The sequence below is a fragment of the Streptomyces exfoliatus genome (assembly GCF_000725545.1).
Lineage (GTDB): Bacteria > Actinomycetota > Actinomycetes > Streptomycetales > Streptomycetaceae > Streptomyces > Streptomyces exfoliatus.
This window is the reverse complement of sequence record NZ_JNZP01000013.1, coordinates 115,764-140,613: the sequence shown is the minus strand read 5'-3', so window position 1 is coordinate 140,613 and position 24,850 is coordinate 115,764. Positions and strand designations below refer to the sequence as shown.

The 24,850-nt window shown below is 72.8% G+C and carries 21 protein-coding genes and 1 tRNA gene; 12 read left to right on the top strand and 10 right to left on the bottom strand.

Translation table 11 applies throughout. The features are described from left to right. Positions 1 to 7: 7 nt before the first annotated feature. Positions 8 to 1,657 (top strand): bifunctional aspartate transaminase/aspartate 4-decarboxylase, encoded by a 1,650-nt coding sequence (locus tag IO20_RS0116415; RefSeq protein WP_030552859.1) that lies wholly within the window; start codon positions 8 to 10, stop codon positions 1,655 to 1,657. A gap of 92 nt (positions 1,658 to 1,749) precedes the next feature. Here the strand turns inward: IO20_RS0116415 and IO20_RS0116410 are convergent, their stop codons facing one another. The 3 genes from IO20_RS0116410 to IO20_RS0116400 all read right to left on the bottom strand — a co-directional run bounded on the left by IO20_RS0116410 (position 1,750) and on the right by IO20_RS0116400 (position 5,577). Continuing rightward, positions 1,750 to 3,270: a glycoside hydrolase family 18 protein gene (locus IO20_RS0116410; RefSeq protein ID WP_030552857.1), complete on the bottom strand. Its 1,521-nt coding sequence runs from the start codon at positions 3,268 to 3,270 to the stop codon at positions 1,750 to 1,752. A gap of 160 nt (positions 3,271 to 3,430) precedes the next feature. Further along, a complete protein-coding gene (locus tag IO20_RS0116405; protein WP_030552854.1) occupies positions 3,431 to 4,837 on the bottom strand; it encodes a sensor histidine kinase in 1,407 nt (468 codons plus the stop codon). Then, the gene (locus IO20_RS0116400) at positions 4,834 to 5,577 is read right to left on the bottom strand and encodes a response regulator transcription factor (protein WP_030552852.1); all 744 of its coding nucleotides are present in this window, start codon (positions 5,575 to 5,577) and stop codon (positions 4,834 to 4,836) included. The genes IO20_RS0116405 and IO20_RS0116400 overlap by 4 nt, the downstream gene beginning before the upstream one ends. 77 nt (positions 5,578 to 5,654) lie before the next feature. On the opposite strand from IO20_RS0116400, the gene IO20_RS0116395 reads away from it, so the two are divergent. After that, positions 5,655 to 6,260 (top strand): hypothetical protein, encoded by a 606-nt coding sequence (locus tag IO20_RS0116395; protein WP_030552850.1) that lies wholly within the window; start codon positions 5,655 to 5,657, stop codon positions 6,258 to 6,260. Between the two features lie 37 nt (positions 6,261 to 6,297). Here IO20_RS0116395 and IO20_RS0116390 read toward each other — a convergent pair whose 3' ends face one another. Continuing rightward, a complete protein-coding gene (locus tag IO20_RS0116390; protein WP_030552848.1) occupies positions 6,298 to 7,161 on the bottom strand; it encodes a spermidine synthase in 864 nt (287 codons plus the stop codon). A gap of 66 nt (positions 7,162 to 7,227) precedes the next feature. Further along, on the bottom strand, positions 7,228 to 7,680 hold the full coding sequence (locus tag IO20_RS0116385; protein WP_030552846.1) for a hypothetical protein: 453 nt from the start codon (positions 7,678 to 7,680) through the stop codon (positions 7,228 to 7,230). Positions 7,681 to 7,904: 224 nt separating this feature from the next. On the opposite strand from IO20_RS0116385, the gene IO20_RS0116380 reads away from it, so the two are divergent. Further along, positions 7,905 to 9,191, top strand: coding sequence for an NsdA family TPR-like regulatory protein (locus IO20_RS0116380; protein ID WP_030552844.1), 1,287 nt, complete (start codon positions 7,905 to 7,907; stop codon positions 9,189 to 9,191). Positions 9,192 to 9,204: 13 nt separating this feature from the next. Here the strand turns inward: IO20_RS0116380 and IO20_RS0116375 are convergent, their stop codons facing one another. Beyond that, positions 9,205 to 9,801, bottom strand: coding sequence for a histidine phosphatase family protein (locus IO20_RS0116375; RefSeq protein ID WP_030552843.1), 597 nt, complete (start codon positions 9,799 to 9,801; stop codon positions 9,205 to 9,207). 145 nt (positions 9,802 to 9,946) lie between these two features. On the opposite strand from IO20_RS0116375, the gene IO20_RS0116370 reads away from it, so the two are divergent. The 4 genes from IO20_RS0116370 to IO20_RS0116355 are packed head-to-tail and all read left to right on the top strand — an operon-like array spanning position 9,947 to position 14,834. Beyond that, positions 9,947 to 10,774, top strand: coding sequence for a phosphatase PAP2 family protein (locus IO20_RS0116370; protein ID WP_030552842.1), 828 nt, complete (start codon positions 9,947 to 9,949; stop codon positions 10,772 to 10,774). Then, a complete protein-coding gene (locus IO20_RS0116365) occupies positions 10,707 to 11,858 on the top strand; it encodes a hypothetical protein (RefSeq protein WP_031127334.1) in 1,152 nt (383 codons plus the stop codon). Before IO20_RS0116370 ends, IO20_RS0116365 begins: the two co-directional genes overlap by 68 nt. A 37-nt stretch (positions 11,859 to 11,895) precedes the next feature. Continuing rightward, positions 11,896 to 13,485, top strand: coding sequence for a hypothetical protein (locus IO20_RS0116360; RefSeq protein ID WP_030552840.1), 1,590 nt, complete (start codon positions 11,896 to 11,898; stop codon positions 13,483 to 13,485). Next, positions 13,482 to 14,834: an AAA family ATPase gene (locus tag IO20_RS0116355; protein ID WP_030552839.1), complete on the top strand. Its 1,353-nt coding sequence runs from the start codon at positions 13,482 to 13,484 to the stop codon at positions 14,832 to 14,834. Before IO20_RS0116360 ends, IO20_RS0116355 begins: the two co-directional genes overlap by 4 nt. A 56-nt stretch (positions 14,835 to 14,890) precedes the next feature. Here IO20_RS0116355 and IO20_RS0116350 read toward each other — a convergent pair whose 3' ends face one another. Further along, complete coding sequence (locus tag IO20_RS0116350; RefSeq protein WP_106978632.1) at positions 14,891 to 15,499, bottom strand: peroxiredoxin-like family protein; 609 nt, start codon at positions 15,497 to 15,499, stop codon at positions 14,891 to 14,893. 90 nt (positions 15,500 to 15,589) lie between these two features. Here IO20_RS0116350 and IO20_RS0116345 point away from each other — a divergent pair, with 90 nt between their 5' ends. From IO20_RS0116345 to IO20_RS0116330, 4 genes are all read left to right on the top strand, one after another. After that, positions 15,590 to 16,204 (top strand): TetR/AcrR family transcriptional regulator C-terminal domain-containing protein, encoded by a 615-nt coding sequence (locus IO20_RS0116345; RefSeq protein ID WP_030552836.1) that lies wholly within the window; start codon positions 15,590 to 15,592, stop codon positions 16,202 to 16,204. A 103-nt stretch (positions 16,205 to 16,307) separates the two neighbouring features. Next, on the top strand, positions 16,308 to 16,664 hold the full coding sequence (locus IO20_RS0116340) for a hypothetical protein (protein WP_030552834.1): 357 nt from the start codon (positions 16,308 to 16,310) through the stop codon (positions 16,662 to 16,664). Positions 16,665 to 16,858: 194 nt separating this feature from the next. Further along, positions 16,859 to 17,530 carry a hypothetical protein gene (locus tag IO20_RS38050; protein WP_030552832.1) on the top strand — a complete coding sequence of 224 codons (672 nt, stop codon included), beginning with the start codon at positions 16,859 to 16,861 and terminating at the stop codon, positions 17,528 to 17,530. Beyond that, positions 17,521 to 17,594 (top strand) — tRNA-Lys (locus IO20_RS0116330). The genes IO20_RS38050 and IO20_RS0116330 overlap by 10 nt, the downstream gene beginning before the upstream one ends. A gap of 69 nt (positions 17,595 to 17,663) precedes the next feature. On the opposite strand, the gene IO20_RS0116325 is transcribed toward IO20_RS0116330, so the two are convergent. Continuing rightward, on the bottom strand, positions 17,664 to 18,914 hold the full coding sequence (locus IO20_RS0116325) for a M6 family metalloprotease domain-containing protein (RefSeq protein ID WP_030552830.1): 1,251 nt from the start codon (positions 18,912 to 18,914) through the stop codon (positions 17,664 to 17,666). 530 nt (positions 18,915 to 19,444) lie between these two features. Here IO20_RS0116325 and IO20_RS0116320 point away from each other — a divergent pair. Continuing rightward, on the top strand, positions 19,445 to 21,241 hold the full coding sequence (locus tag IO20_RS0116320) for a putative bifunctional diguanylate cyclase/phosphodiesterase (protein WP_063761423.1): 1,797 nt from the start codon (positions 19,445 to 19,447) through the stop codon (positions 21,239 to 21,241). A gap of 110 nt (positions 21,242 to 21,351) precedes the next feature. Here the strand turns inward: IO20_RS0116320 and IO20_RS0116315 are convergent, their stop codons facing one another. Both IO20_RS0116315 and IO20_RS0116310 read right to left on the bottom strand, forming a co-directional pair. Continuing rightward, the gene (locus tag IO20_RS0116315) at positions 21,352 to 23,055 is read right to left on the bottom strand and encodes a glycosyl hydrolase family 18 protein (RefSeq protein ID WP_030552826.1); all 1,704 of its coding nucleotides are present in this window, start codon (positions 23,053 to 23,055) and stop codon (positions 21,352 to 21,354) included. Positions 23,056 to 23,400: 345 nt separating this feature from the next. Beyond that, positions 23,401 to 24,468 carry an LLM class flavin-dependent oxidoreductase gene (locus tag IO20_RS0116310; protein WP_030552824.1) on the bottom strand — a complete coding sequence of 356 codons (1,068 nt, stop codon included), beginning with the start codon at positions 24,466 to 24,468 and terminating at the stop codon, positions 23,401 to 23,403. Positions 24,469 to 24,850 lie beyond the last annotated feature (382 nt).

The following is a 24,850-nucleotide window of genomic DNA, read 5'->3' as shown; positions in this document are numbered from 1 at the left end:
ACGCCCCGTGCCCAAGACCACCTTCACCCGTGAGCAGATCCAGTCCTTCGCGCAGCTCTCGCCGTTCGAGCTGAAGGACAAGTTCATCCAGATCGCGCAGGCCGCGCAGGCCGACAAGCCCGGCCAGAAGGACAAGTCGCAGACGCAGATGCTCAACGCGGGCCGCGGCAACCCGAACTGGGTCGCCACCGGCCCCCGCGAGGCCTTCCACGCGCTCGGCTACTTCGCGCTCTCCGAGTCGCGCCGCGTGTGGACCGCCGACAACCTCGGCGGCATGCCGGAGCTCCCCGGCTCGGGCGCCCGCTTCGACACCTTCGTACGGCAGCACCCGGACCTGCCGGGGATCGAACTCCTCCAGGACTGCGTGGAGTACGCGGTCGAGCGCTTCGGCTTCGACAAGGACGCCTTCGTGCACGAGCTGACCGACAGCTCGATCGGCGACAACTACCCCGTACCGGACCGGATCCTCACGCACACCGAGCAGATCGTCCGCGGCTACGTCGACGACGAGATGTTCGACAAGCGGCCGCCGGCCGGAAACCTGTCGCTGTTCGCGACCGAGGGCGGCACGGCCGCCATGTGCTACATCTTCGACTCCCTGACGAAGAACGGGATCCTGAGGAAGGGTGACCGGATCGCCCTGATGGTGCCGGTCTTCACCCCGTACATCGAGATCCCCGAGCTCGACGCGTACGAGTTCGACGTCGTCACCGTCAACGCGAGCCTCTTCACCGAGACCGGTGTGCGCGAGTGGCGCTACCCGGCCGAGGAGGTCGAGAAGCTGGCCGACCCGTCGGTGAAGCTGGTCTGCGTCGTCAACCCGTCCAACCCGCCGTCGCTCGCGATGAGCGAGCGGGTGACGAACCAGATCAAGGACATCGTCGCCGGCCCGAACCCGAACCTGCTGATCGTCACGGACGACGTGTACGGCACGTTCGTCGAGGGCTTCCGCTCGCTCGCCGCCGACCTGCCGCGCAACACGCTCCTCGTGTACTCGTACTCCAAGCACTACGGCTGCACGGGCCACCGGCTCGGCGTCATCGGCCTCAACGACGACAACGTCATCGACGAGATGCTGGCGAACCTGCCGCAGGCCGAGAAGGACCGTCTGGACAAGCGGTACGGGACGCTGAGCCTCGAACCGGAGAAGATCCGGTTCATCGACCGTCTGGTGGCCGACTCCCGTCAGGTCGCCCTCAACCACACGGCGGGGCTCTCGCTCCCCCAGCAGGTCATGATGGCGCTCTTCTCCCTCTTCGACATGCTGGAGGAGGGCCAGGCGTACAAGCGGAGGATCCGGGCCATCGTCCGGCAGCGCCTCGACCTGCTGCTCGAAGGCGCCCAGATGAAGATCGCCGATGACCCCGCGCGGGCCGGCTACTACATCGAGCTCGACCTCATCGCGGAGGCCGAGCGGGTGCACGGGAAGGACTTCGCGGACTTCCTGGAGAAGAACTACGAGCCGGTCGACCCGCTGTTCCGGCTCGCCGAGCAGACCAGCGTCGTCCTCCTCAACGGCGGCGGCTTCGACGGCCCCGAGTGGTCGGTCCGGGTCTCGCTCGCCAACCTGGACGACCTGGACTACCTGAAGATCGGCCACCACCTGCGGGCGATCTTCGACGACTACGCGGAGGAGTGGAAGGCCACGAAGGCCTAGACGGAGGCACGGGGGAAGGGGGTGCGCGCCCCGGTCGGCGGTGGGGTGGTTCCGGCCGGGGCGCGCGGTGTGGGGGGACTCGGGGGGCATGCCTACGTGTAGGCGGCGAAGGCCTTCGTGAAGGCCAGGGGCTGCTGGAGGATCGAGGAGCAGGTGGCGTCGGCGTGGTTCACGGCGCCGGCGGCGCACTGCTTGTCCCGGGTCGAGGACCACATCGACAGCCAGCCGATGCCCTTGGACCGCGCGAAGTCGACGAGCTGGGTGGCGTCCTCGACCTTGAAGATCTCGGTGGTGACGTCGTTGACGCCGATCATCGGGGTGACGGCGACGGCCTTCCAGGCGGCGGCGTCGGAGAGCCCGAGGACGCCCTTGATCTGGGCCTGGGTCGCTGTCGCGGCCTGGATCGCGTAGGTGCCCATGTCCGCGCTGTACGCCGGGCCGTAGTCCATCGCCATGATGTTGACGGCGTCGACGCGGACCCCGTTCCGCTTCGCGTCGGCGAGCAGGTCGACACCCGGCTGGGTGAGGCCCTCGGGCATGACCGGCAGGGTGAAGGAGACGTTCAGGCCGGGGTGGGACTTCTGGAGCTGGGCGATGGCCTGCGAGCGGCGGGTGTTGGCGGCGGTGTCCGGCAGGGCCGCGCCCTCGACGTCGAAGTCGACCTTGGTGAGCCGGTACTGGTCGATGACCTTGCCGTACGCGGCGGCGAGCGCCGAGGCGGAGGAGCAGTTCAGGGCCAGCTCGTGCCCCGCGGCGCCGCCGAAGGAGACGCGGACGTCACCGCCCTTGGCGCGCAGGGCGCCTATCTGGGCGGCGACCTTGTCGTCTCCGAGGCCGGTGACCCCGCCCCACAGCGGGGCGCAGGAGCCGCCGGAGGTGATGAAGGCGAGGTTGAACTCCTTCACGCCGGTGGCGTCGGCGGTCGCGAGCAGGTCGTACGTCGGGTAGAGCGAGGTGTCGACGTAGGGCGCGTACTTCGCGGAGCCGGCGGGGGCTCCGGTCGCCGTGGCGGTGGGCGTCGGGGTGGGGGTGGCGGTGGGGGGCGCCGTGGTCGTGGTGGCGGTCGGCTTCGGGCTCGTGGTGGCCGTGGCGGTCGGCTCGGGGCTGGTGGTGGCCGAGGGGGAGGCCGTGGCGGTGGGCTGCTCGGTGGGGCGGCCGCTGGGGGTGGGGGTGGCGCCCCCGACGGAGCAGGTGGCCTTGTTGATGAGGCAGTTCGCCGGGTCGCCCGCCTCTCCGGTCGCGGAGGTGACGAAGCCGACGGTGACGGACGCGCCGGGGGCCAGCTGCTTGTTCCAGCTCGCGGGCTTCACGGTGACGTGGCGGCCGGAGACGGTGTGCTCGCCGTTCCAGAGGGAGCCGACGGTCGTGCCGGCCGGGAGGTCGAACTCCAGGGTCCAGTCGGACTGGGCGGTGGAGGTCTCGTTGGTGACGACGTACTGCCCGGTGTAGCCACCGGTCCAGGAACTCGTCCGGGTGTACGCGGCGCCGACGGCCGCGGCCTGGGCCGTACCGGTGAGCGCGAAGACGGCGCCGCCGACGACCGCCGCGGCGACGACGGCTCCGACGGCCTTGGTCCTGGTGCTCGCCCTGCGCCGGTGCGAACTGGTGCCCATCGCGTGCCTGCCTCTGCGTACTGGGGAGTGGGGAGGGGGTGCGGCAGCACGCTAGCGACTGGAAAACGGACAAAAGGGCGTCCGGGGGCGCGGGCGGGGATCCTTAGGGTCCGCTTAAGGAGGGCATCGGAACCACGAAAGGTTCACTTGCCACAGGAGCTCAGCCGTCGGCGGCCCGGCGGGCGCCCGTACCCCCGCGCCTGCGGCGGGCCGGGCGCCGGTCCCGGCGTCCCGCGCCGCCCGAGCGGCGCCCGTCGAGCCCGATCCAGATGCGCACCTCCGTGCCGCCGAGGACGGAGTGGCCGATGGCGACGTCGCCGCCGGTGCTCTCCGCCATGCGCCGCACGATGTCGAGGCCGAGGCCCGTGGAGCCGTCCCTGCCGCCGCTGTTGCCGCGGGCGAGCGCGGCGGCGGGGTCGGCGATGCCGGGGCCCGCGTCGGAGACCAGGACGATGACGGCGTCGTCGCCGTTGTGGAGGTCGATCGAGAAGGCGGTGCCCTCGGGGGTGTGCCGGAAGACGTTGCCGAGCAGGGCGTCGAGCGCGGCGACGAGTTCGGGGCGGGCGACCGGGATGCGGACCGGGCGTTCGACGCCCGCGATCCGGACCCGGCGGCCCTCGTCCTCGGCGAGCGCCGACCAGAAGTCCATCCGCTCGCGCACCACTTCGGCGGCGTCGCAGCCCGCGCCGGGGCCGGTCGCCTGGGTCTGCGGCTTCGCGTCGCGGGCCGTGCGGATGATGATGTCGACCTCGCGTTCCAGCTGTTCGACGGCCGCCCTGGTCTGGTCGGCGGCCGGCCCGGAGCCCAGCGAGGCGGCGTTGAGCCGGAGGACGGTGAGCGGGGTGCGCAGCCGGTGGGACAGGTCGGCGGCGAGTTCCCGCTCGTTGGCGAGCAGTTGGACGACCTGGTCGGCCATGGAGTTGAAGGCGACGGCGGCCGACTTGAGTTCGGGCGGCCCCTCCTCGGGGACGCGCGCGCCGAGCCTGCCCTCGCCGAGGTCGTGGGCGGCGCCCGCGAGCCGCTGGGCGGGCCGGACCATCCGGACGCCGAGCCGGTCGGCGACGGCGACGGAGCCGACGATCAGGGCGATGCCGACTCCGGCGAGGACCAGCCAGGCGGTGGCGACGCCGTTGGACACCTCGCCCTCGGGGACGAAGAGTTCGAGGACGGCGACCTTGCCGCTGCTGAGGGCGGTGGGCTGGAGCAGCGCGAAGCCGCCGGGGACGTCGGCGATGGTGGCGCGGCCGAGCCCGCGGGTGGTCGCGAGGTCCTCGTCGGTGGCCCGCCGGGTGCCGATCTCCAGGTCGGTGGTGCCGGGTTCGGCGGCGGGTACGTGGACGGCGAGCCGTCCGGCGGGCCCGTCCTCGGTGGTGGCGACGGCCTTGTCGAGTTCGTCGCGGTCGGTGGTGATGGCGAGGACGGGGGCGAGGCCGGCGGCCCGCCGTTCGGCGTTGGAGAAGGCCCGGTCGCGGGCCATCTCCTTGACGACGAGTCCGAGGGGTACGGCGAAGGCGACGACGACCATGGCGGTGACGGCGAGCGACACCTTGACGAGGGCCCATCTCACGGCCGCGGCTCCGACGGCCGGCCGGGCGGCTGTCCCGGGGCCTGCTCCGGCGTCCGGGGCGGCTCCAGCTTCACGCCGACTCCGCGCAGGGTGTGCAGATAGCGGGGCCGGGCGGCCGTTTCACCCAATTTGCGTCGCAGCCATGACAAATGCACGTCGATGGTCTGGTCGTCCCCGTAGGACTGCTGCCACACCTCGGCGAGCAGCTCCTTGCGCGGGACGACGACACCGGGCCGCCCGGCGAGGAAGGCCAGCAGGTCGAACTCGCGCCGGGTCAGGTCCAACGGCGTCCCGTCCAGCTCCGCCTGACGGCGCAGCGGGTCGACGGTGAGCCCGCCGACCCTGATCACCCGGGACGGCGGTAGCTCGCCCGCGGTCGAGCGCGCCCTGCGCAGGACGGCGGCCATCCGGGCCGAGAGGTGGTCGACGGAGAAGGGCTTCACCAGGTAGTCGTCGGCCCCGGCGTGGAGGAGCCGTACGATCTCCGCCTCGTCGTCCCTGGCGGTCGCGATGATCACCGGTACGTCGGTGATTCCGCGCAGCATCTTGAGGGCCTCGGACCCGTCCAGGTCGGGCAGTCCGAGGTCCAGGACGACCACGTCGAAACGGAAATGGGCGACCTCGCGCAGCGCCTCCAGGGCCGTGCCGACGCTCCGTACGGTGTGGGAGGCCTCGGACAGCTGCCGGATGAGGGCCGAGCGCACGAACTGGTCGTCCTCGACCACGAGCACACTTGCCATGGGCGGCACCGTACGCCATTCGGGTGAGGGCAGGTACGGACCACCCTCCCGTACGAGTCCCCTCGGTGTGGTGCAGTATGGCCCGGATGCGAAGAGGACTCGTTCACGCCCTGGCCTGGTCGCTCGCCACCGGCGCGGCGGTCACCCTGTCCTGGTGGGGAGTGCACACGGTGCTGTCCGGCACGGTGTACGACCCCCCGCGCGCACTGCCCCTCCCGGCCGGCGGCACCGCCGACCGGGTCTCGGCGGGCAGCGATCCGCTGACCTCGTCGACCCGGCGGCCCGGGACGACCGAGCCCTCCGCGCCGCTGACGACGAAGCCCGTGCCGAGCGACACGGCCACGACCCCCGCCGCCCCGACGGCGACCCCCTCACGGACGGCGAAGCCGACGACCGAGGCTCCCCCGGCCACCACCCCGGCCGCCGGCGGTACGGCATCGGACGACTCGAACGACTCGAACGTGAAGACCTACACGGTGGACGGCGGCCGGGTCACCTTCGACCTCGGGGAGACCTCGGCCGAACTGGTCTCGGCGACCCCGGCGGCCGGCTGGCAGATGCAGGTGTGGAAGCAGCCGTCCTGGATCCGGGTCACCTTCACCGCGGACGGCCGTGAACTCTCCGTCTTCTGCGTCTGGCACGACACCGCGCCCCGCGTGGAGATCGAGGATCGCGCCGCCTAGAGCCTGCTCCAGGAGACAGGCCCTGAGGCCGCCGCCGTCACTGGAAGGCGGTCGGCGGCGGTGCGGGTGAGGGCTTGGCGCTCGCGTCGGTGACGGGCGCCGCTCCCCCCGCGAAGTCGGCGAGCGCCCGACCGTGTTCGACCCGGCCCGGGTGCGGGTCGGTGGCGACCCGGCGGGTCAGTTCGGCCACCGGGAGCTCCCGGTCGGAGGCGAGGAGCACCGCGTTGCCGAAGCGGCGCCCGCGCAGCACCGTCGGGTCGGCGGTGAGCGCCAGCTCGGGGAAGACGGCGGCGGCCGTGGCGATCTGGCCGCGCAGATGGGTCAGCGGCGGCCCGTCGGCCAGGTTGGCCGCGTAGAAGCCGCCGGGGCGCAGCACCCTTCGCACCTCGGCGAGGAACTCGGTGCTGGTCAGGTGGGCCGGGGTGCGGGCGCCGCTGAACACGTCGGCGATGACCAGGTCCGCCCAGCCGTCCTGGACCTTGGCGAGGCCGGCGCGGGCGTCGGTGGAGCGGACCCGGACGCGGGCCGCGCTGTCGAGCGGCAGTTCCCTGCGGACGAGCTGCACGAGGAGCCCGTCGAGTTCCACGATCTGCTGGGTGGAGCGGGGCCGGGTCGCGGCGACGTACCGGGCGAGGGTGAAGGCGCCGCCGCCGAGGTGCACGACCTGGAGCGGCCGGTTCGGCGGGGCGGCGAGGTCGGCGATGTGGCCGAGGCGCCGCTGGTACTCGAAGGAGAGGTGCGCCGGGTCGTCGAGGTCCACGTGGGACTGCGGCGCGCCGTCGATGAGGAGCGTCCAGGCGCGCGGGCGTTCCCGGTCGGGTATGAGTTCGGCGAGACCGCCGTCGACGGTCTCGACGACGGGGGCGGCGGCCGCCCGCTCGCGCTGCTTGTTCCTGGCCACGGGCCCATTATCGGTGCATCCGGGACCAGGGGAGCCCGGCCTGACCGGCAGGACACCCCTGGGGGCTCAGTGGCAGCCGTCGGCCGCCTCGATGAGCCGGGCCGCCTCGCCGAGCGCCTCGCGCAGGACGACGGGGTCGGTGACGGGGTCGGTGTCCCCCGGGGGCAGCAGCCAGCAGGCCGGGCGGGGCGCGTCCCCTGCCGGGTCGGGCAGTTCCGGCAGCTCCGGCAGCTCGGGGAGGCGGAAGCCGCGCCCCGAGGTCCCCGTACAGGCGCTGCCGGGCATGTCCCAGGCGGCGGCGGTGCCCGGCGGGACCAGGAAGCCCAGGGTGTCGCAGGTGCCGTCGTGCACGACGGGCCCGACGGAGGGGGCGGCACCGCGCCGCAGGATGTCCACGGCCTCCAGGCCCTGCCGGACGGGGACAGTCACCAGGTCCCAGGGTCCGGCGGCGGGCTTGGGCCCGTCGGCGTCCGGGGCGGGCGCGTGCCACGTGGCCGACTGCGAACCGATCTCCGACATGGGGACCCCTCCTCGCTCCTGAGGAGACACGTTCCGTCTCTCCCTTACGGTTCAACGCCCGTGCGCGTCAACGGCTACGGCGCCATGCCGCCGCAAAGGATGGCAGTTCATGGCAGATCGCAGGCGAGATATCCGATTTGTAGCCAAACTCTGCGTACGCATCCGGTCACAGCAGGTACGTTCTTGCCGCCGGACCACCCGGCAGCTCAGGAGAGGGCTCGGCCATGACGATGTCACGGGCAGTTCCCAATCTCGCCTTCCGCCGGCTCCGCGGACCGCACTCGCCGGCGGAGTTCGCCGCGGCCGTCCGCCGGGCGGCGCGGGAGATCGGCGAACAGGTCGCGTGCGACGCCCGCTACATCGGGCGTGTGGAAGCGGGAGAGATCCGCTGCCCCAACTACGCGTACGAGCGGGTCTTCCTGCACATGTTCCCCGGACTCGGCCTCGCCGACCTGGGGTTCTCCGCGCGGGAGACGGTACGCGGCCGGCGGCAGGCCGTCCCGGCCGGGACAGCGCCTCCCGCCGCCATCACCACCCGGAACGATGAGGAGAGCGACGTGCTGCGTCGCGCATTCATTGCGAGCGGCTCCGCCACCCTGGCGACCGCCTCGCTGGGACTCGGCGGCCCCGCCGTCGCGATCCCCGCCCCCCGCGGCACCCACCGGATCGGCGAGTCCGAGGTGCGGGCCGTCGAGGACGCCGTACGGCAGATCCGGCTGCTCGACGACCGGCACGGTGCCGACGGGCTCTACAAGGTCGCCGCCCAGCCGCTGCGCGCCGCGTACGCGCTGCTCGACACGGGCACCATGACCCGCCGCTCCACCGAGGACCGGCTCCACGCGGGCGCGGGCGAACTCTCCCTCTCCGTGGGCTGGCTGGCCCACGACTCGGGGCGGCACGAGGACGCGCGCTCGCACTACGCCGAAGCCCTCGCGACCGCGCGCGTGTCGGGCAACGCGGCCCTGGAGGCGCACGCCTTCTGCAACACGTCGTTCCTGGCCAGGGACACCGGCCGGTACCGCGAGGCGGTACGGGCGGCGCAGGCGGGCCTGCGGGCCGCCCAGCCGTTGGACTCGGCCCGGCTGCTGTCCCTGCTGTCGCTGCGCGAGGCCGGCGCGTGGGCGGGGCTCGGCGACCGCTCCGCCTGCGAGCAGGCCCTCGGCCGCGCCCACGGCTTCTTCGACCGGGGCCCGGCCGACGGCGACCCCGAGTGGATGTCGTTCTTCGGCGAGCCGGAGCGCGAGGCCCTGGAGGCCCAGTGCTGGTCGGCGCTCGGCGAGTGGGGCCGGGCGTCACGGCACGCCCACCGGGCCACGGTCCTGCAGAATCCGTACTTCGCCCGGAACCTGGCGCTCTACCGCGCCCACCTCGCCAAGGACCTGGCGCACGCCGGGCGCCCCGACGAGGCCGCGGCGGAGGCGAAGCGGGTGGTGGACTCCCTGGACGGCATCGCCTCGGCCCGGGTCCGCGGGATGCTCGCCGAGACCCGCCGGGTGCTCGCCGCGTACTGAGGCCCTCCGGCCGCTACTGCTCCAGGTGGCCGGTGTCGTTCCAGCGCTCGACCGCCGGGGCGCCGTACGCCCAGCCCAGGACGGAGAGGCTCGTCGGGTCGAGACGGATGCGGGACGCGAAGGACACGTCCTCCCCGAGCCAGCGGGCGCCGATCGAACGCAGGATGTGCCCGTGCGCGAAGACGAGCACGTCGCGGTCGGCCGAGCGGGCCCAGTTCACGACCTCGTCGGCGCGGTCCGACAGCTGCGCCAGGGTCTCGCCGTCGGGGACGCCGTCCCGCCAGATGAACCAGCCGGGCTGGACGGCCTGGATCTCGGGCGGGGTCATCCCCTCGTACGCCCCGTAGTCCCACTCCATCAGCGCGTCCCAGGGCTCGGCCCGGTCGCCGAAGCCGGCCAGTGCGCAGGTCTCGCTCGCGCGGACCAGCGGGCTGGTGCGCACCTCCATGCCGGGCAGCCCCTGCCAGGGGCCGCGGTGCAGGCGCTCGCCGAGCAGCTTCGCGCCGCGCCGCCCCTCGTCGAGCAGCGGGATGTCGGTCCTGCCGGTGTGCCGGCCGAGAAGTGACCACTCGGTCTGGCCGTGCCGGGCGAGCAGGATGCGCGGTGCCATGGGAAGGACGCTCCAGGGGTTTCACGGTGCGGACGTGCCTCTCCCATCATCGCCCACGTGGATTCGGGGTGACGTCCGGGCAACCCTCCGGGGGCCTTCGGCGTCCCCTCCCCGGGGCCGTCACCGTCCGGGGGGAACTTCTTCGATGCACAGACCACGCTGGTGGGCCGAACTGTCGCTGGTCGCCGTCGTGTACGCCGCCTACTCCGGCGGACGGCTGCTCGTGCGGGGCGACGAGGCCTCGGCGGTCGACCACGGCCTCGCGATCCTGCGCCTCGAGGAGAGCCTCGGGATCGACGCCGAGCATCCGCTGAACCGGCTCTTCACGAGCGTCCCCGCGCTCGGGATCCCCGCGGACTTCGCGTACGCCTCCCTGCACTACCTCGTCACCCCGGCGGTCCTGGTCTGGCTCTTCCGCCGCCGTCCGGCGCACTACCGGGCCGCCCGCACCTGGCTGATGGTCTCCACCCTGCTCGGTCTCGTCGGCTTCACGCTGCTGCCCACCTGCCCGCCGAGGCTGCTCGACCCGGCGCACGGCTTCACGGACACGATGGCGCACTTCAGCGCGTACGGCTGGTGGGGCGGCGAGGCCAGCGCGCCGCGCGGTCTCGGCGGTCTGACGAACCAGTACGCGGCCATGCCCAGCCTGCACGTCGGCTGGGCGCTGTGGTGCGGGGTGATGCTGTGGCGGTACGGGCGGACGCCGCTGCTCAGGGCCCTGGGGGTGGCGTATCCGCTGCTCACCACGCTCGTCGTGATGGGGACGGCCAATCACTATCTGCTCGACGCCGTCGCCGGTGCGGCGGTGATGGGCGCCGGTCTGATGCTCACCCTGTACGTGCCGCGGCGGCGCGGAACGGCGGAAGCGCCTCCGGTTGTCAGTGGCGGATGCGAGACTTCCACGGGTGAGCGCATCCCTGGACAGCGGTCTGTCACCCACACCGCGGACGACACGTCGAGCGCGGCTCGCTGAGCTGCGCGGACCGGCCAATCCGCCCCGTCCGCTGGACGCGAGGGCACTCGCGGCGCTCGCCGCGAACCCCGGCTGCCGGCGGCGGGCCCTGCTCGACGGCGCCGGGGTCGACAAGTCCGTGCTCGCCGCGAAGCTCGGTTCGCCGGCCCCCTTCGGGCAGTCGCAGTTCGCGATCGTCCGGGGCAACTCCTTCGAGGCGAAGGTCAAGGCGGACGGCGGCCGCGAGCTGCTGCGCCTGATCGGCGTCGAGGAGCCGGGGGTCGTCTCCGTGCCCGATCTGGCGGCGGCCGGGCCCGAGGGGCGCGTGGCGCGCACGGCGCTCGCCCTGCGGGAGGCGACCGGGGCCGGCGAGTGGGCGCTGCTCGACCATCCGCTGCTCGCCCTGGAGGTGGCGGGTTCCCCTGTGTACCTGGAGCCGGACGCGGTGGTGGTCCGTCCCGACGGCGGGTGGACGGTCGTGGAGATCAAGTCGTTCCCGATGGTCGACGGCGCGGCCGACGCGTCGAAGGTGGGCGCGGCGGCCCGCCAGGCCGCGGTGTACGTCCTCGCCCTTGAGCGGGTGGCGGCCCGCACGGAGGGCGCCCGGGTCGCGCATTCGGTGCTGCTCGTCTGCCCGAAGGACTTCTCGAACGTACCGACGGCGTCGGTCGTCGACGTGCGCAAGCAGCGCTCGGTCACCCGGCGCCAGCTCGCCCGGCTGACCCGGATCGACGAGATCGCGGACGCCCTGCCGGAGGGCACGAGCTTCGACGTGGCGGAGCGCTCGCCCGCGGAGCTGACGGCGGCCGTGGAGTCCGTACCCCATCAGTACGCGCCGGAGTGCCTGGCCGCCTGCGAGCTGGCCTTCCACTGCCGGTCGCGGGCCCGGGAGGCGGGCGCCGTGGAGACCCTGGGGCGTTCGGTACGGGGTGAGCTGGGCGGCCTGGCGACGGTCGGCGCGGTCCTCGCGGCGGCGCGCGGCGAGGAGGGCGACCCGGAGGACCCGGCGGTGGCGGCACTGCGCAGGGCACGGGCGCTGCGGGTGGAGGCGCTGGAGTCGGCGCCCGCCCGAGTGTCCCGGGAGAGCGTCGAATGCCCCTGCTGACCCGTCGTTCCCGCGTCGCGCCCCGGAAGGCCCCCGCATGTCGCTGATCTCCACGCTGGCCCGGATGGAGGCCGTCGAGTCGGGCCGGGCGCAACCCCTGGCGACCGTCCGGCACCGCCGGGTCTCCGAGCGGCCCCTCGTCCTCGTGCCGCTGACGACGGCCGGTGAGGCGGGCGCCCCGCTCGGCGCCCTGGTCGGCACCGACCGCGAGGAGCCCCGGCTCCTGGTGGTCGCCCAGCCCCGCGACCGTGACCTGCGGTTCGCGTTCCTCGCCGACCTGGCGGAGGAGGTCCTGCCGTACGTCGACTCGTTCGCGGACGTCGTCGAGGCGGCGGAGAAGAGCGAGGTCGACCCCGAGACCGGCAAGAAGGTGAAGGTCGAGGTCGAGCTGTGCGCGGACGCGCCTCAGCTGATCGTGCCGAGCCGGGCCGGCGTCGAGTACGTACGGCTGCTCGGGCGCTCCACGCGGTTCCGGCGGACGGCCGAGCAGGATCCGGAGACGCCGTTCCCCGCGCCGCCGCGCGTTCCGCTGCTCGGGCGCTGGCTGACGCACTTCGGCGACCGGGCGCGGGTGCCCGGTTCTTCGCTGCTGCTCGCGGCGACCGACCTGCTCAACCGGCACTGGGCGACGGGCCAGTCCTCCCTGGAGGACCAGCATCTGGGCGCGCTGCTCGCGTGGATCGATCCCCACGACGGGGAGCCGGGCGCGGAGGCGGCGCTGCGGGCAGAGACGGGCCGGGACTCCCAGGGCCAGTTGCTGTGCCCGCCGGCCGGTCCTGCCACGGACCCGGCCTTCGACAACAAGCTCCTCGCGCCCGCGATCGAGCTGTACGACCGGGCCCGGCAGGCGATCGGCGCCGCGCAGGACGGGGAGGCGGCCGACATCGGCCTCGGCGAACTGCACCGGGCCGAGCGGGAGCTGCGCCGGCTGGTCGTCTCCCAGCTCAGGCCGACCTGGGACGGCGTCTGGCGGGCGATCGACCTGCTGCGGGAGCTGCCCGAGGGGGCCAGGGTCGAGGACCGCTGGACCCGGGACCGCTGGTCGTTCACCGCCCACCGCGACCGGGTCACGGCGGGCGAGCCGCCGCAGCCGCGCCGGGACGACGCCGTGACGGCGGCCCGGAAGCTCGCGGCCCGCGAGCAGGCGCAGGGCCAGCTGGAGGCGCACGAGGCGCTCGACGATCCGCTGGTGCTCGCGGGGCGGAGGCTCGCGGGCGAGGCGTTCGCGGCCGAGGTGACCGAGGTGACGATGGCGTGGACGGAGTCGAAGCGGCCCGCGCCGCGCCCGCTCCTCACGGTCCGCACGGAGGACCGGCCGCACCTGGGCGAGAGGACGCGGGTGTACCGCTCGCTGGACGGGAAGCCGCAGACGGCGGAGTTCGTGCGGTACGAGGAGGACGGCTCGCTGCTGCTTCGGGTGCTGGACCGGATGGGCCGTTCGAAGGAGCCCGCGGAGGGTTCGGTGCCGGAGAAGGGCGAGCGGATCGCCTGGACGCTGTTCGAGCACGACCAGCGGGTCGGGCCGCAGCTGCCGGACGCCGAGGAGACGCCCTGGACGCACGGCGGTCCGCCCCGGACGGACGCCGTGGAACTGCCCGACGCCGTGACCCCCGAGGACGTGCTGTGAGCCCGATCGATACCGCGCCGGGGACCTTCGATCCCTCCGCCGAGGCCGGGCGGGCGACGGACGCCATCCTGGCGGACACCCTGCACGGCACCTCGCGGGGTGTCGTCGTGGACTCCCCGCCGGGTGCGGGGAAGTCGACGCTCGTGGTGCGGGCCGCGCTCGAACTGGCCGCCGCCGGACGCCCCCTCATGGTGGTCGCCCAGACGAACGCGCAGGTGGACGACCTGGTGCTGCGGCTGGCCGAGAAGGAGCCGGAGCTCCAGGTGGGCCGGCTGCACTCCAACGACAGCGACCCGTACGACAAGGCGCTCGACGACCTGGAGAACGTACGGAAGTCGGCGAAGGCCGGTGAGCTGACCGGGCTTCCGGTGGTGATCTCCACGGCCGCCAAATGGGGGCACGTGAAGAACGTCGAGCCCTGGGCGCACGCGATCGTCGACGAGGCGTACCAGATGCGTTCGGACGCGCTGCTCGCCGTCGCCGGGCTGTTCGAGCGGGCGCTGTTCGTGGGCGACCCCGGGCAGCTCGACCCGTTCTCGGTGGTGGCCGCGGAGCAGTGGGCGGGGCTCGCGTACGACCCGTCGGCGAGCGCGGTCTCCACGCTGCTCGCGCACAACCCGGAGCTGCCGCAGCACCGCCTTCCGGTGTCATGGCGGCTGCCCGCCTCGGCGGCGCCGCTGGTCTCGGACGCCTTCTATCCGTACACGCCGTTCCGCAGCGGCACCGGGCACGGGGACCGGAGGCTGTCCTTCGGGGTGGCGTCGGACGGTTCGGGGCCCGACCGGGTCCTCGACGAGGCGGCGGAGTCGGGCTGGGGCCTGCTCGAACTGCCCGCCCGGCACACCCCGCGCACCGATCCCGAGGCCGTCGGCGCGGTCGCCCTGGTGGTGCGCAGGCTCCTGGACCGGCGCGGGGCGGCGGTCTCGGAGCGTTCGGAGACCCCGGTGCCGCTGGCCCCGGACCGGATCGCGGTCGGCACCGCCCACCGCGACCAGGCGGCGGCGGTCCGTGCGGCGCTCGCGGACCTCGGCGTGACGGGCGTGACGGTGGACACCGCGAACCGGCTGCAGGGACGTGAGTACGACGTGACGGTCGTCCTGCACCCGCTGTCCGGACGCCCGGACGCGACGGCCTTCCACCTGGAGACGGGCCGGCTGTGCGTGCTGGCCTCCCGGCACCGGCACGCGTGCGTGGTGGTGTGCCGTGCGGGCGTGGCGGAACTGCTAGACGAGCACCCCTCGACCGATCCGGTCCAGCTGGGGGCCGTGGTCTCGTTCCCCGACGGCTGGGAGGCCAACCACGCGGTCCTCTCCCACCTGGAGGAGCACCGGGTGGCCTGGAAGCCGTGACCTTCGCCCGTCCACGGCCGCGAGCCCGGCAGGATCCGAAAGACACCCCCTAGGGGTCAGCCGACCGTCCTGAGCTGCGCCGCGTGGCCGAGGAGTTCGTCGACCGACCACTGGTCGTAGACGTGTTCGCCGTACTTCACGGCGGCGATCCGGCCGCCGGGCGTGACGAGGAAGTCGGCCGGGAGGCCGATCCTGCCGCCCGGCTGTACGGTCGCCGGCAGCCGTCCCCTGCCCCTGAGCAGGTCTCCGACGCCGCTGAGCACGGCGCGGACGATCGCCGGCCAGGCGCGCGGGTCGAGCAGGGCTTTGCGGTGGGCCTCCACTCCGAACTCGGCGTACAGCAGCTTGTCGGGATCGGCGACCACGGCGAACGGCAGATGGCTCACGTGCTCGCGCAGTTCCTCGGCGGGCGAGTGGAAGAGCACCACCTCCCGGATTCCGGCGCGCTCGATCTCCTCGTGCCGCAGGACCACCGACCGCAGGTGGAGGTTGCAGACCGGGCAGCCGGCGAAGCGCCGGAACTGGACATGGGTGAGCCGTTCGGGGTCCGGGAGGGTCAGCGGGGGGCCGAGGACCGGCTGCAGGGTCCGGGAGGGCACGCTGCGGCCGGGTTCCAGTCGGCTTCGGGAGACGGGGGGCAGCGGCGAGGTACGGGGTGCGCGCATGGGACACCTTCCTTGCGGGGCCTGACCGCACACGTAAGCGTACGGCGTATGCTCAACAGCGTAAGCGTAGGGCGTACGCTGTCAACCGCCATGCCTCGACCTCGCTCCCTCACCCTCGAACAACTGGCCCTCGCCGCCCTCGCCGTCATCGACCGCGACGGCCTGGCCGGCCTCTCGATGCGCACCGTCGCCAAGGAACTCGCCATGAGCCCGATGGGGCTCTACCGCTACGTGGCCGACCGCGAGGAACTGGAGGGTCTCGTGGTCGACCGCGTCCTGGGCGCCGTCGACGCCACCCCGCCCCCTGCCGACACCCCCTGGCAGGAGCGCGTGGAGACGATGGCCGGGCGGCTGCGGGACGCCGTGATCCGGCACCCGGGGGCCATCCCGCTCACCGTCATCCACCGCCACCACGCCGCCGCCGGCCTGCGCTGGTCGGAGACCGTGCTCGGCATCCTGGCCGAGGGCGGCGTCGACGACGTGCGGCGGGTCGTCGCCCTGCGCGCCCTCCACGCGTACGTGACCGGGGCGATCCAGCTCGAACACCTCGGGGCGCTCTCCGGTGACGGAACGGCGGTGATCGCGAACCTGCCGAAGGACCGGTTCCCGCTCCTCGCGGAGACGGCGCGGACCGCCGGCGCGGTCGGACCGGACGAGGAGTTCTTCGGCGGCCTGCGACTGATCCTGCGCGGGCTCGCCGACTGACGACCGACGGTGCAGCCCTGGCCACGGCACCCCCTTGCGGGACGCGGGACAATGGAAGTCGGCCCGGGTCTCCGGGCCGTGCCTGTGCGAGGAGGAGCGGACGATGGCGGAACCCGTGGAGCGGAGCGGACAGCGGCGGCTCAGGCCGGCTCCGCTGATCTTCGAGCCCGCCGAGGCGACTGCCGATCCGGAGCACTTCTTCGACCTGGAGTCGATAGAGGACCCGCGTGAGCTGCTGTCCCGTGCGACGGAGCTGACGCTCGCGTTCCGCGCGGCGGCGGACCGGGCGACCGAGTTCCAGGCCATCGCGGCGGCGCAGCTGGCGGATCCCCGCCGCTTCGACCGGCTGACGGAGGCGGACGTGGCCGACCGGGCGCAGTGGACCGAGGACTACGCCCGCAAGATGATCGAGTTCGGCCGCGACCTGATCCGGACGAACGGGCGCCCGGCGGAGGAGTAGGGCCCGACCCGAACGACACCCCTGGGAAGCCGGCTGGCCGGCAGGACGCCACCAGGGCTCGGGAGGCGCTTCCGGTTGCTGCCGGAAGCGCCTCCTGGCATATGCGGGCCGCACGATACTCCTTGCCCGCCCCTCCTGTCCGGGATTCGCCAACCCTCGGCGACAGAGGCGTCACGCCCGGTAGATCTGGAGCCATGACGACGTGGCTGCGCGAAGAGACCTCGCACGACATTGCGCCCGACACCTCGCACGACATCTTCCGGTTCCTCCGGGAAGGCGACGAGGGGCGACACCACACGGCCCGGGTGACCGCCGACGGAGCCGCCTGGCTCACCTCGGCCGTCGGCGGAGACGGCGTGGCCGCGCTCGGCCGCTGGGAGGCCCGGCCCGACTCGCCGGCCGTGCTGCCGTGCGGGTCGGCCTTCGACGTCGTCAACGTGGACCCGGTCTTCGGGCGCCGCATCCTCGGCCGCCTCTGGGAGGAGGGCCCGGGATCGGGGCCCGTCGCCGTGCACCGGGGCCGGATGATGCTGTTCGCCGCGCCCGGCACGGCCCAGCGCCTGCCGGCCCTCCTCGACTGGGAGGAGTGGGGCGAGGCGGTCCCCCGGCCGCTCTGCCACGGGCTCGGGGACGCGGTGACCGTGCCGCCGCTCGCCCCCTCCCCCCGCTCCGACGCCTCCGGCCCCTCCGGACCGCGCTGGCTGGTCGCCCCCGACACCCGGCACCCCTGGCTGCCCGGCCCCGAGGTCGTGCTCTGGGCCTGCGTGCGTGCCGTACGGGCGGCTTCCGCCGCCGACGTGCGGGTATCGATTTTTCCTCCCGCCGATCCGGGTGCTAATGTCTACGACGTCAGCAGGCGCCGCTAGCTCAGTTGGTTAGAGCAGCTGACTCTTAATCAGCGGGTCCGGGGTTCGAGTCCCTGGCGGCGCACAGACGGAAGAAGCCCCTCGCGGAAGCGGGGGGCTTCTTCGTGTCCCGGAGCGGGCGCCGTCGCCTCGCTCAGTCGACGGGGGGCGGGGTGATCCGTACCGTCCAGCCGTCCGTCTCCGTGCGGTCCCTGACCTCGACCCTGACCCCGACCCCCGGCACCGTGAGGGTCTCGCCCTCCTCCAGCGGTGCGTCCGCGAGCGGCGGGTAGACGGAGCGCTCCCAGCAGGCGTCGGTGCGCGGGTGCGCGTCGACGACCTCCACCGGGCCGTCGCCGGAGGCCGCGCCGCCCCTGACCCGGTAGACGAGCACGCCCTCGGTGCAGGTGTCGGCATTGCTCCCGGCGTCCGTCCTGGCCTCGACCGCGAGGACGGTGTCGGGGCCGGTGCGGACCACCGCGAGCCGGGTGCCGAGGGTGCCGCCGGCGGTGGGCGGGGCGTCGGTCGGCTCCAGGGTGACCATCCGGGGTTCGGTGCCCTGCACGCAGGTGACCTGGGCGCGGGAGAGCCAGCCGAGCTTCCACTTGTGCCAGCCGAAGAGGTCGGGGGACAGTCCGAACTGGCTGCCCATGACGTCCCAGTCGCCCACATGGGTGTCCCAGTCGCCCTTGCCGTCCTCCGGGCGGTGGTAGAGGTCGGGCAGGTCGAAGACGTGGCCGGTCTCGTGGGCGAGGACGTTGCGGTCGGGCGGGTGCCGCTCGAAGACGGTGACGACCCGCTTGATCTCGGTGCCGTCGACCTCGAGGGGTCGTTCGAGGTTGACGACCTTGGTCGCGTCGGAGTCGACGCCGGGCGCGTCCGGGTCGGCGACCAGGTAGACGATGTCGTACCGGGAGAAGTCGACGCTCGCGTCGGCGGCGGCGACCGCGTCCCTGAGGTAGGCGGCGCGCTGCCGGGCGTCCCAGTCACGCCGTATGTCGTACGCGCTCGACGGCTTCGGCATCGGGGTCCAGGCGGGCTGGATGTGCGGGCGCAGGGTGAAGCGGCCGTAGGAGGCGCGCGAGAAGTACTCGGTCGTGGCGGGGAAGTGGTCGGCGGCTAGTTCGGCCGGTTCGGTGAGCGGCTCGGCGTCCGGGAAGGACAGGAAGATCATGACCGCGTCGAGGGCGCGGTCGGGGCGTGGGTACGACCTGTTCCAGGTGTCGAGGCCCAGCGAGTGGTGGGCCGCCGTCCGGGGCAGGGCGCAGGGACTCGCCGAGGACGCGCCGACGGCGGGGCCCGCGACGAGCCCGGTGGCGGCCAGGGCGGCGAACGAGGTGAAGGCGGCCGCTCCGGCACGCAGTCGTGAGCGTTCCACTCCCCCGGGTGGCTGCTGACCCCTCACGTGGACCTCCGGATCGCGAATGCGGGACACCCCACCCACCTTGTGATGGTTTGCGGTGTTTCGCACGTTTCCGCTGCCCCGGTCGGGTGAGAGACCGGCCCGGGGTCGACGCGACACGAGCGCGCTTCAGCTCACGGAAAGTCACATTCGGTCACGTCACCGCCGACCCGTGTCAGACCCGCGCAGAAACGATCGCGCAGTCGTCGACGGTGGGCAGCCTCACAGGGCCGGCCAGCCCCCGGAGGGCCTCCGAAGCTGGAAGGCTCCCCCGCGCTGGCTCTATGATCGGCTCACTCTTCCTTGGCCGACCGTCCCGACCACATGTGACCGGCCCGACTGCACTACGGGAGCGAGCGGTGAGCGGAACCCCCGAAGGACCGGTGCACCCAGAGCCGCCGGAGAAGTACGCGGCAGAGACCGCACTCACGGAGCGTCACCCCGAGCCCCGCGCCGAGCGCCACCGCGGGCTTCACCCCGACCTCGCCCCCCGGCCCCCCGGCGAGCGCCCCGACGCCGAACACCGCGACTGCATGGCCGCCTTCCGGATCTCCCAGCTCGCCATGGCCGTCGTCGACCAGGACGGCGTGGTCGTCGCCGCCAACGACTCCTTCGGCACGCTCCTCGGCACCGAGGCCGCCGACCTGCGCGAGCAGGCAGCCGCCGACCTCGTCGACCTCGCGTCCGACGGGCGCACCTGGCACGCGTACCGCGAGGTGCTGCGCGGCCGCCGCTCCCGCTTCCGCTGCACCCGCCGCCTCAAGCACCCCGACGGGCGCTCGCTGTGGGCCGAGGTCACCGTGGCCCCCGTGCCCGACAGCCGGCGCGTCCTGCTGTCGATCGCGGACATCAGCGACCGGCGTGAGCTCCAGGCGCGGCTCCGCCACCTCCAGATGCACGACCCGGTGACCCGACTGCCCAACCGCGCCCTGTTCTTCGAGCGCCTCTCGGCCGCCCTGGAGGCCTCGGCCCTGGACTCCGAGGCGGCGACGGGGGCGGCCGGGGGCTCCCGCACCGACCGCACCGACGGCGTCGTCGCGAAGGACACCATCAGCTCTTCGTACGAGTCCTACGGGTATGGCAGAACAGGGCGGATCGGTCTCTGCTACCTCGACCTCGACGGTTTCAAGGCGGTCAATGACACCCTCGGCCACCGGGTCGGCGACCGGCTCCTCGCCGCCGTCGCCGGCCGCCTGACCGAGTGCGCGGACAGCGACGGCTACACCCGCAGCGGCGGCCATCTCGTGGCGCGGCTCGGCGGGGACGAGTTCGCGATCCTGGTCGAGGAGTCCACCGGCACCGAGCAACTCGCCGACCTGGCGCGGTCGGTGCTCGACGCACTCCAGGACCCCTTCGACCTGGGCGGCCAGCGGCTCTCGGTCTCCGCCTCCATCGGTGTGGTCGAGCGCTCCGGGCACGGGACGACCGCTACCGCCCTGATGCAGGCCGCGGACACCACGCTGTACTGGGCGAAGGCGGACGGCAAGGCCCGCTGGACCCTCTTCGACCCGGAGCGCAACGCGCACCGGATGACCCGGCAGGCGCTCTCCTCCACCCTGCGGCCCGCCGTGGAACGCGGAGAGTTCGGCCTGGAGTACCAGCCGCTGGTGGACCTGGCGGACGGAGCGGTGCGCGGGGTGGAGGCGCTGGTCCGCTGGAACCACCCGCAGTTCGGCACGCTGGCGCCGAATCGGTTCATCGGGATCGCCGAGGAGGACGGCTCCATCGTGGAGCTGGGCCGGTGGGTGCTGCGCACGGCCTGCCGGCAGGCCCGGCAGTGGCAGAAGGACCATCCGCGCGAGCGGCCGATCTTCGTCAGCGTCAACGTGGCGGTCCGTCAGGTCTGGGACTCCGACCTCGTCGCGGACGTCGCGGGGATCCTCGCCGAGACCGGGCTAACGCCGCACCTGCTGCAGCTGGAGCTGACCGAGTCCGCCGTGATGGGCTCGGCCGGGCGGCCGCTCCAGGCGCTCCAGGCGCTGAGCGACATGGGCGTGCGGATCGCGATCGACGACTTCGGCACGGGCTACTCGAACCTCGCCTATCTGAGCCGGCTGCCGGTCTCGGTGCTGAAACTCGACGGATCGTTCGTGCGCGGCTTCCAGGACGAGGAACACGCCAACCCGGCGGACGAGCTGATCGTCGAGGCGCTCGTGCAGCTCGCGCACCGGCTGGGCCTCACGGTCACCGCCGAGTGCGTCGAGACCTCGGGGCAGGCGAGCCGGCTGCGCCGGATCGGCTGCGACACGGGGCAGGGCTGGCTGTACTCGCGGGCGGTGGCCCCCGACCGCATCGCCGAACTGATCGGCGTGGAGCCGCTGCCCGTCTGACGCCACCTGGGCGAAGGCACGGGCCCGGGCATGGAACTGCCCCCGGCCGGGAGGGACATCCCGGGCGGGGGCAGCGGTTCATGAGGGGCTCAGCCGGTCATGGCAGGGCCTCAGCAGGCGCCCTGGTCCCTCCAGACGCCCCACTCGCCGGTCGTCCCCGGCTCCTCGTTCTGGGTCCACCACTGGGCCTTCCAGGTGCGGCCCTTGTGGGAGACGAGCGCGCCGCCGTTGTAGACGGTGCCGGCCACGTACGCCGGGGCGGTGCAGCTGCCGGTGGGCGGCGGGGTCGTCGGAGGCGTGGTGGTCGGCGGGGTGGTCGGAGGCGTCGTCGGCGGAGTGGTCGGCGGCGTTGTGGTCGGCGGGGCCGTGGTGCCGCCGAGCGCGGTATTGATCTGGGTCAGCAGCGTGGCGTTGTTGTCCAGGCCGAGGAGCGAGTACATCATCGCGCCGGCCAGGCCGCGCTGCTTGCCGTAGTCCACCCGGGCCTGGATGGACTTCTGGTTCAGACCGGTGAAGAACTCGCCGTCCTTGTAGAAGTACGAGGACTTGGACTGGTCGTCCCAGAAGGTCGTCGCCGCGTTGTCGACGATGCCGCCGAGCTCCTTGTAGTGCGCGATGCCGGCCTGCTGGCTGAGCGGGCGGGCGTTGGAGCCGCCGGTCGCGGTCTGGGCGAGGCCGTTGGTGGTGCCGGCCGGGACGCCCTTCCAGCCGCGGTAGTAGAACTCGTAGCCGAGGGTCAGCTTGTTGGCGGGGAAGCCGCCCGCGATGCCGTACGCCGGGTTGCCGTCGATCCAGGAGTCGATGGCCGAGTCGATGCTGTACTTCTCGGTGCCCGGCGCGATCACGTCGGTCGGGTCGTTCGGGGAGGGGAACAGCGGGGACTGGTGGTACGTGGGCCCGTCGCCGTCCCAGGCGCCGTGCATGTCGTACGTCATGATGTTGGCGTAGTCCAAGTACTGGCCGATCTTGTCGGTCTCGATGTACTTGATCTTGTCCTGGCCGGCCGGGAGGGCCGAGGTCAGCAGGTACTTCTTGCCGCCGTTGGCCGCGCCGTGCGCGTCGAGCTGCTTGCGGAACTCGGCGAGGAGCAGGGTGAAGTTCTGCTTGTCCTCGGGGCCGTAGTGGTTGCCGAGGTGACCGTCGGGCGAGCCCGGGTACTCCCAGTCGATGTCAATGCCGTCGAAGATGCCGGCCGCCGTGCCCGCGCCGCCGAAGCCGCCCTCGACCGGCAGGTTGCCCTTGATGTACTGGTCGATGCAGGAGGTGACGAGCTTCTTGCGGCTCGCGTCCGTCTTCGCCGCGTCGTGGAAGTACTTGGAGTAGGTCCAGCCACCGAGCGAGATGTTGATCTTCAGGTGGGGGTACTTCGCCTTCAGTTCCTTGAACTGGTTGAAGACGCCCACGATCGGCTGGTCCCACTTGTCGGCGACGCCGTCGACGCTGTCCGCCGCGCTGAAGGTCTTCTGGTAGTCGGCGTACGAGTCGCCCGCACCGTCGCCCGCGTTGGGGTTGGCGTCGTCACCCGCGGCCTTGTTGGCCATGAAACAGGTGAGGTTGGTGGGGTGGATGTTGCCGAACGAGTAGTTGATGACGTCCAGCTGGCTCGCGATGCCCCGGGTGTCGAGGTGCTTGGGGTAGAACGCGTTGCCGTAGACGCTCCACTGGTCGTAGTACGCGATGCGCACATTGCCCGCAGAGGCAGTGGTCGTCGTGTCGGCCGCCTGGGCGGAGCCGAGGCCGGCGGTCGCCGCGAGGGCGCCGGCGGCGAGGGCCGAGCTGAGGAGCGCGGCGATCAATGGCTTACGGGGGTGCACGTGCGGCCTCCATCGGGGGGAGTGCGGGGGTGGTGCCGTACAGGAGCTGGAGCAGTGATAACCGGCACGTGAACACTGCGTCAATGGTCTGAACCAGATTGAGGACTAGACCAATTCGACGGAGAAAGGCCTTGTCAGAGACGTGCAGCACAAAACGGAACCGCCCGCCACCATCGGTGACGAGCGGTTTAAGGTTCACTTAGGGGTGCGGCGGAGTTCGTTGGACCACGAACCAACCGTCTCCCGGAGACCAGGGTTTTTACCCGGCGGACCCCGGCCCGGAACGCGTCGGGACGCGCCGGCGCGCACCCTCGGCGGCCTCGGGGACTGCGGCAGCCTCGGCGACTACGGCAGCTCCGGGAGTTCATAGGCGTCCGCGATGAGCTCGTAGCTCCGCAGCCGCGCCTCACCGCCGTGCGCGTTGGCCGTGATCATCAGCTCGTCGGCCCCGGTCCGCTTCCTCAGGTCGTCCAGGCCCGTACGGACCTCGTCCGGGGTGCCGTAGACGACGTTCGCCAGCCAGCCGTCCACGAACTCGCGCTCGGCGGGGCTGAACGCGTACGCCTCCGCCTCCTCCGGCGTCGGGATGAGCCCCGGTCGGCCGGTGCGCAGCCGCAGCATCGACAGCGCGCCCGTGAGGACCTGACGGTGCGCCTCCTTCGGGTCGTCGGCCGCGAGCGCGGCCACGCCGATCACCGCGTACGGGGCGTCGAGGACGGCGGAGGGCCGGAAGGAGTCGCGGTAGAGGTCGAGCGCCGGGATCGTGTTCCTGGCCGAGAAGTGATGGGCGAAGGCGAAGGGCAGTCCGAGCACACCGGCGAGGCGGGCACTGAAGCCGGACGAGCCGAGCAGCCAGATCGGCGGGCGGCCCTTCGGGCCCTGGACCGGGCCGGGCACGGCGTGGATCCGGGCGTACCGGTGCCCGTCCGGGAAGTCGTCGTCCAGGAACCGGGTCAGTTCGGCGAGCTGCTCGGGGAAGTCGTCGGCACCCTCGTGGAGGGTGTCGGAGCGGCGCAGGGCGGCGGCCGTGGCCCCGTCGGTGCCGGGGGCGCGCCCGAGGCCGAGGTCGATGCGGCCGGGGGCGAGGGCCTCCAGAGTGCCGAACTGCTCGGCGATGACGAGCGGGGCGTGGTTGGGCAGCATGACGCCGCCGGAGCCGAGGCGGATGCGGCTGGTGTGGGCGGCGAGGTGGGCGAGGATCACCGCAGGGGAGGAGGAGGCGACGCCGGGCATGGAGTGGTGCTCGGCCACCCAGTGACGGTGGAAGCCGCGCCGCTCGGCGAGCCGGCTCAGCTCGACGCTGGTGGCCAGCGCCTGGGTCGCGGTCCTGCCGCTGCCGACGGTCACCAGGTCCAGTACGGACAGCGGAACGGGCGCGGAACCCCGCACCTCTCCTCGAATAGCGTCGGACACCTTCGGGACCCTCCTCGGCACACGTGCGGTCACTGCTGCGCTGAGTGCCGTCGGCAGGTGCCGCGGCACTGTTTCGGAGGCATAACAGGAGGGGGTCTCCGTTTATTCCGACCCGTTCCGGCGGTTCTCGGCCACCGGAGAAGCCGTCCACGGCGTCCGCTTCCCCTGGATTCCGCGCAAAAAATCTCCCGCCCGCCGTGGCCCGAACTCACGCGCGAACACCCTCCCGCACGGCCCTGACCTGAGGGTCTACGAACCACTCATGACCTTGGCATATGCCAGGGTGGCGAGCCCCAGCGTAGGGCCAGGATGCTCCGCATCATTCTCGCCAACAGCCGCCCCGAAAAGGGGGCTTGGCGGCTATCGTGGGTCGAAAGCTTGC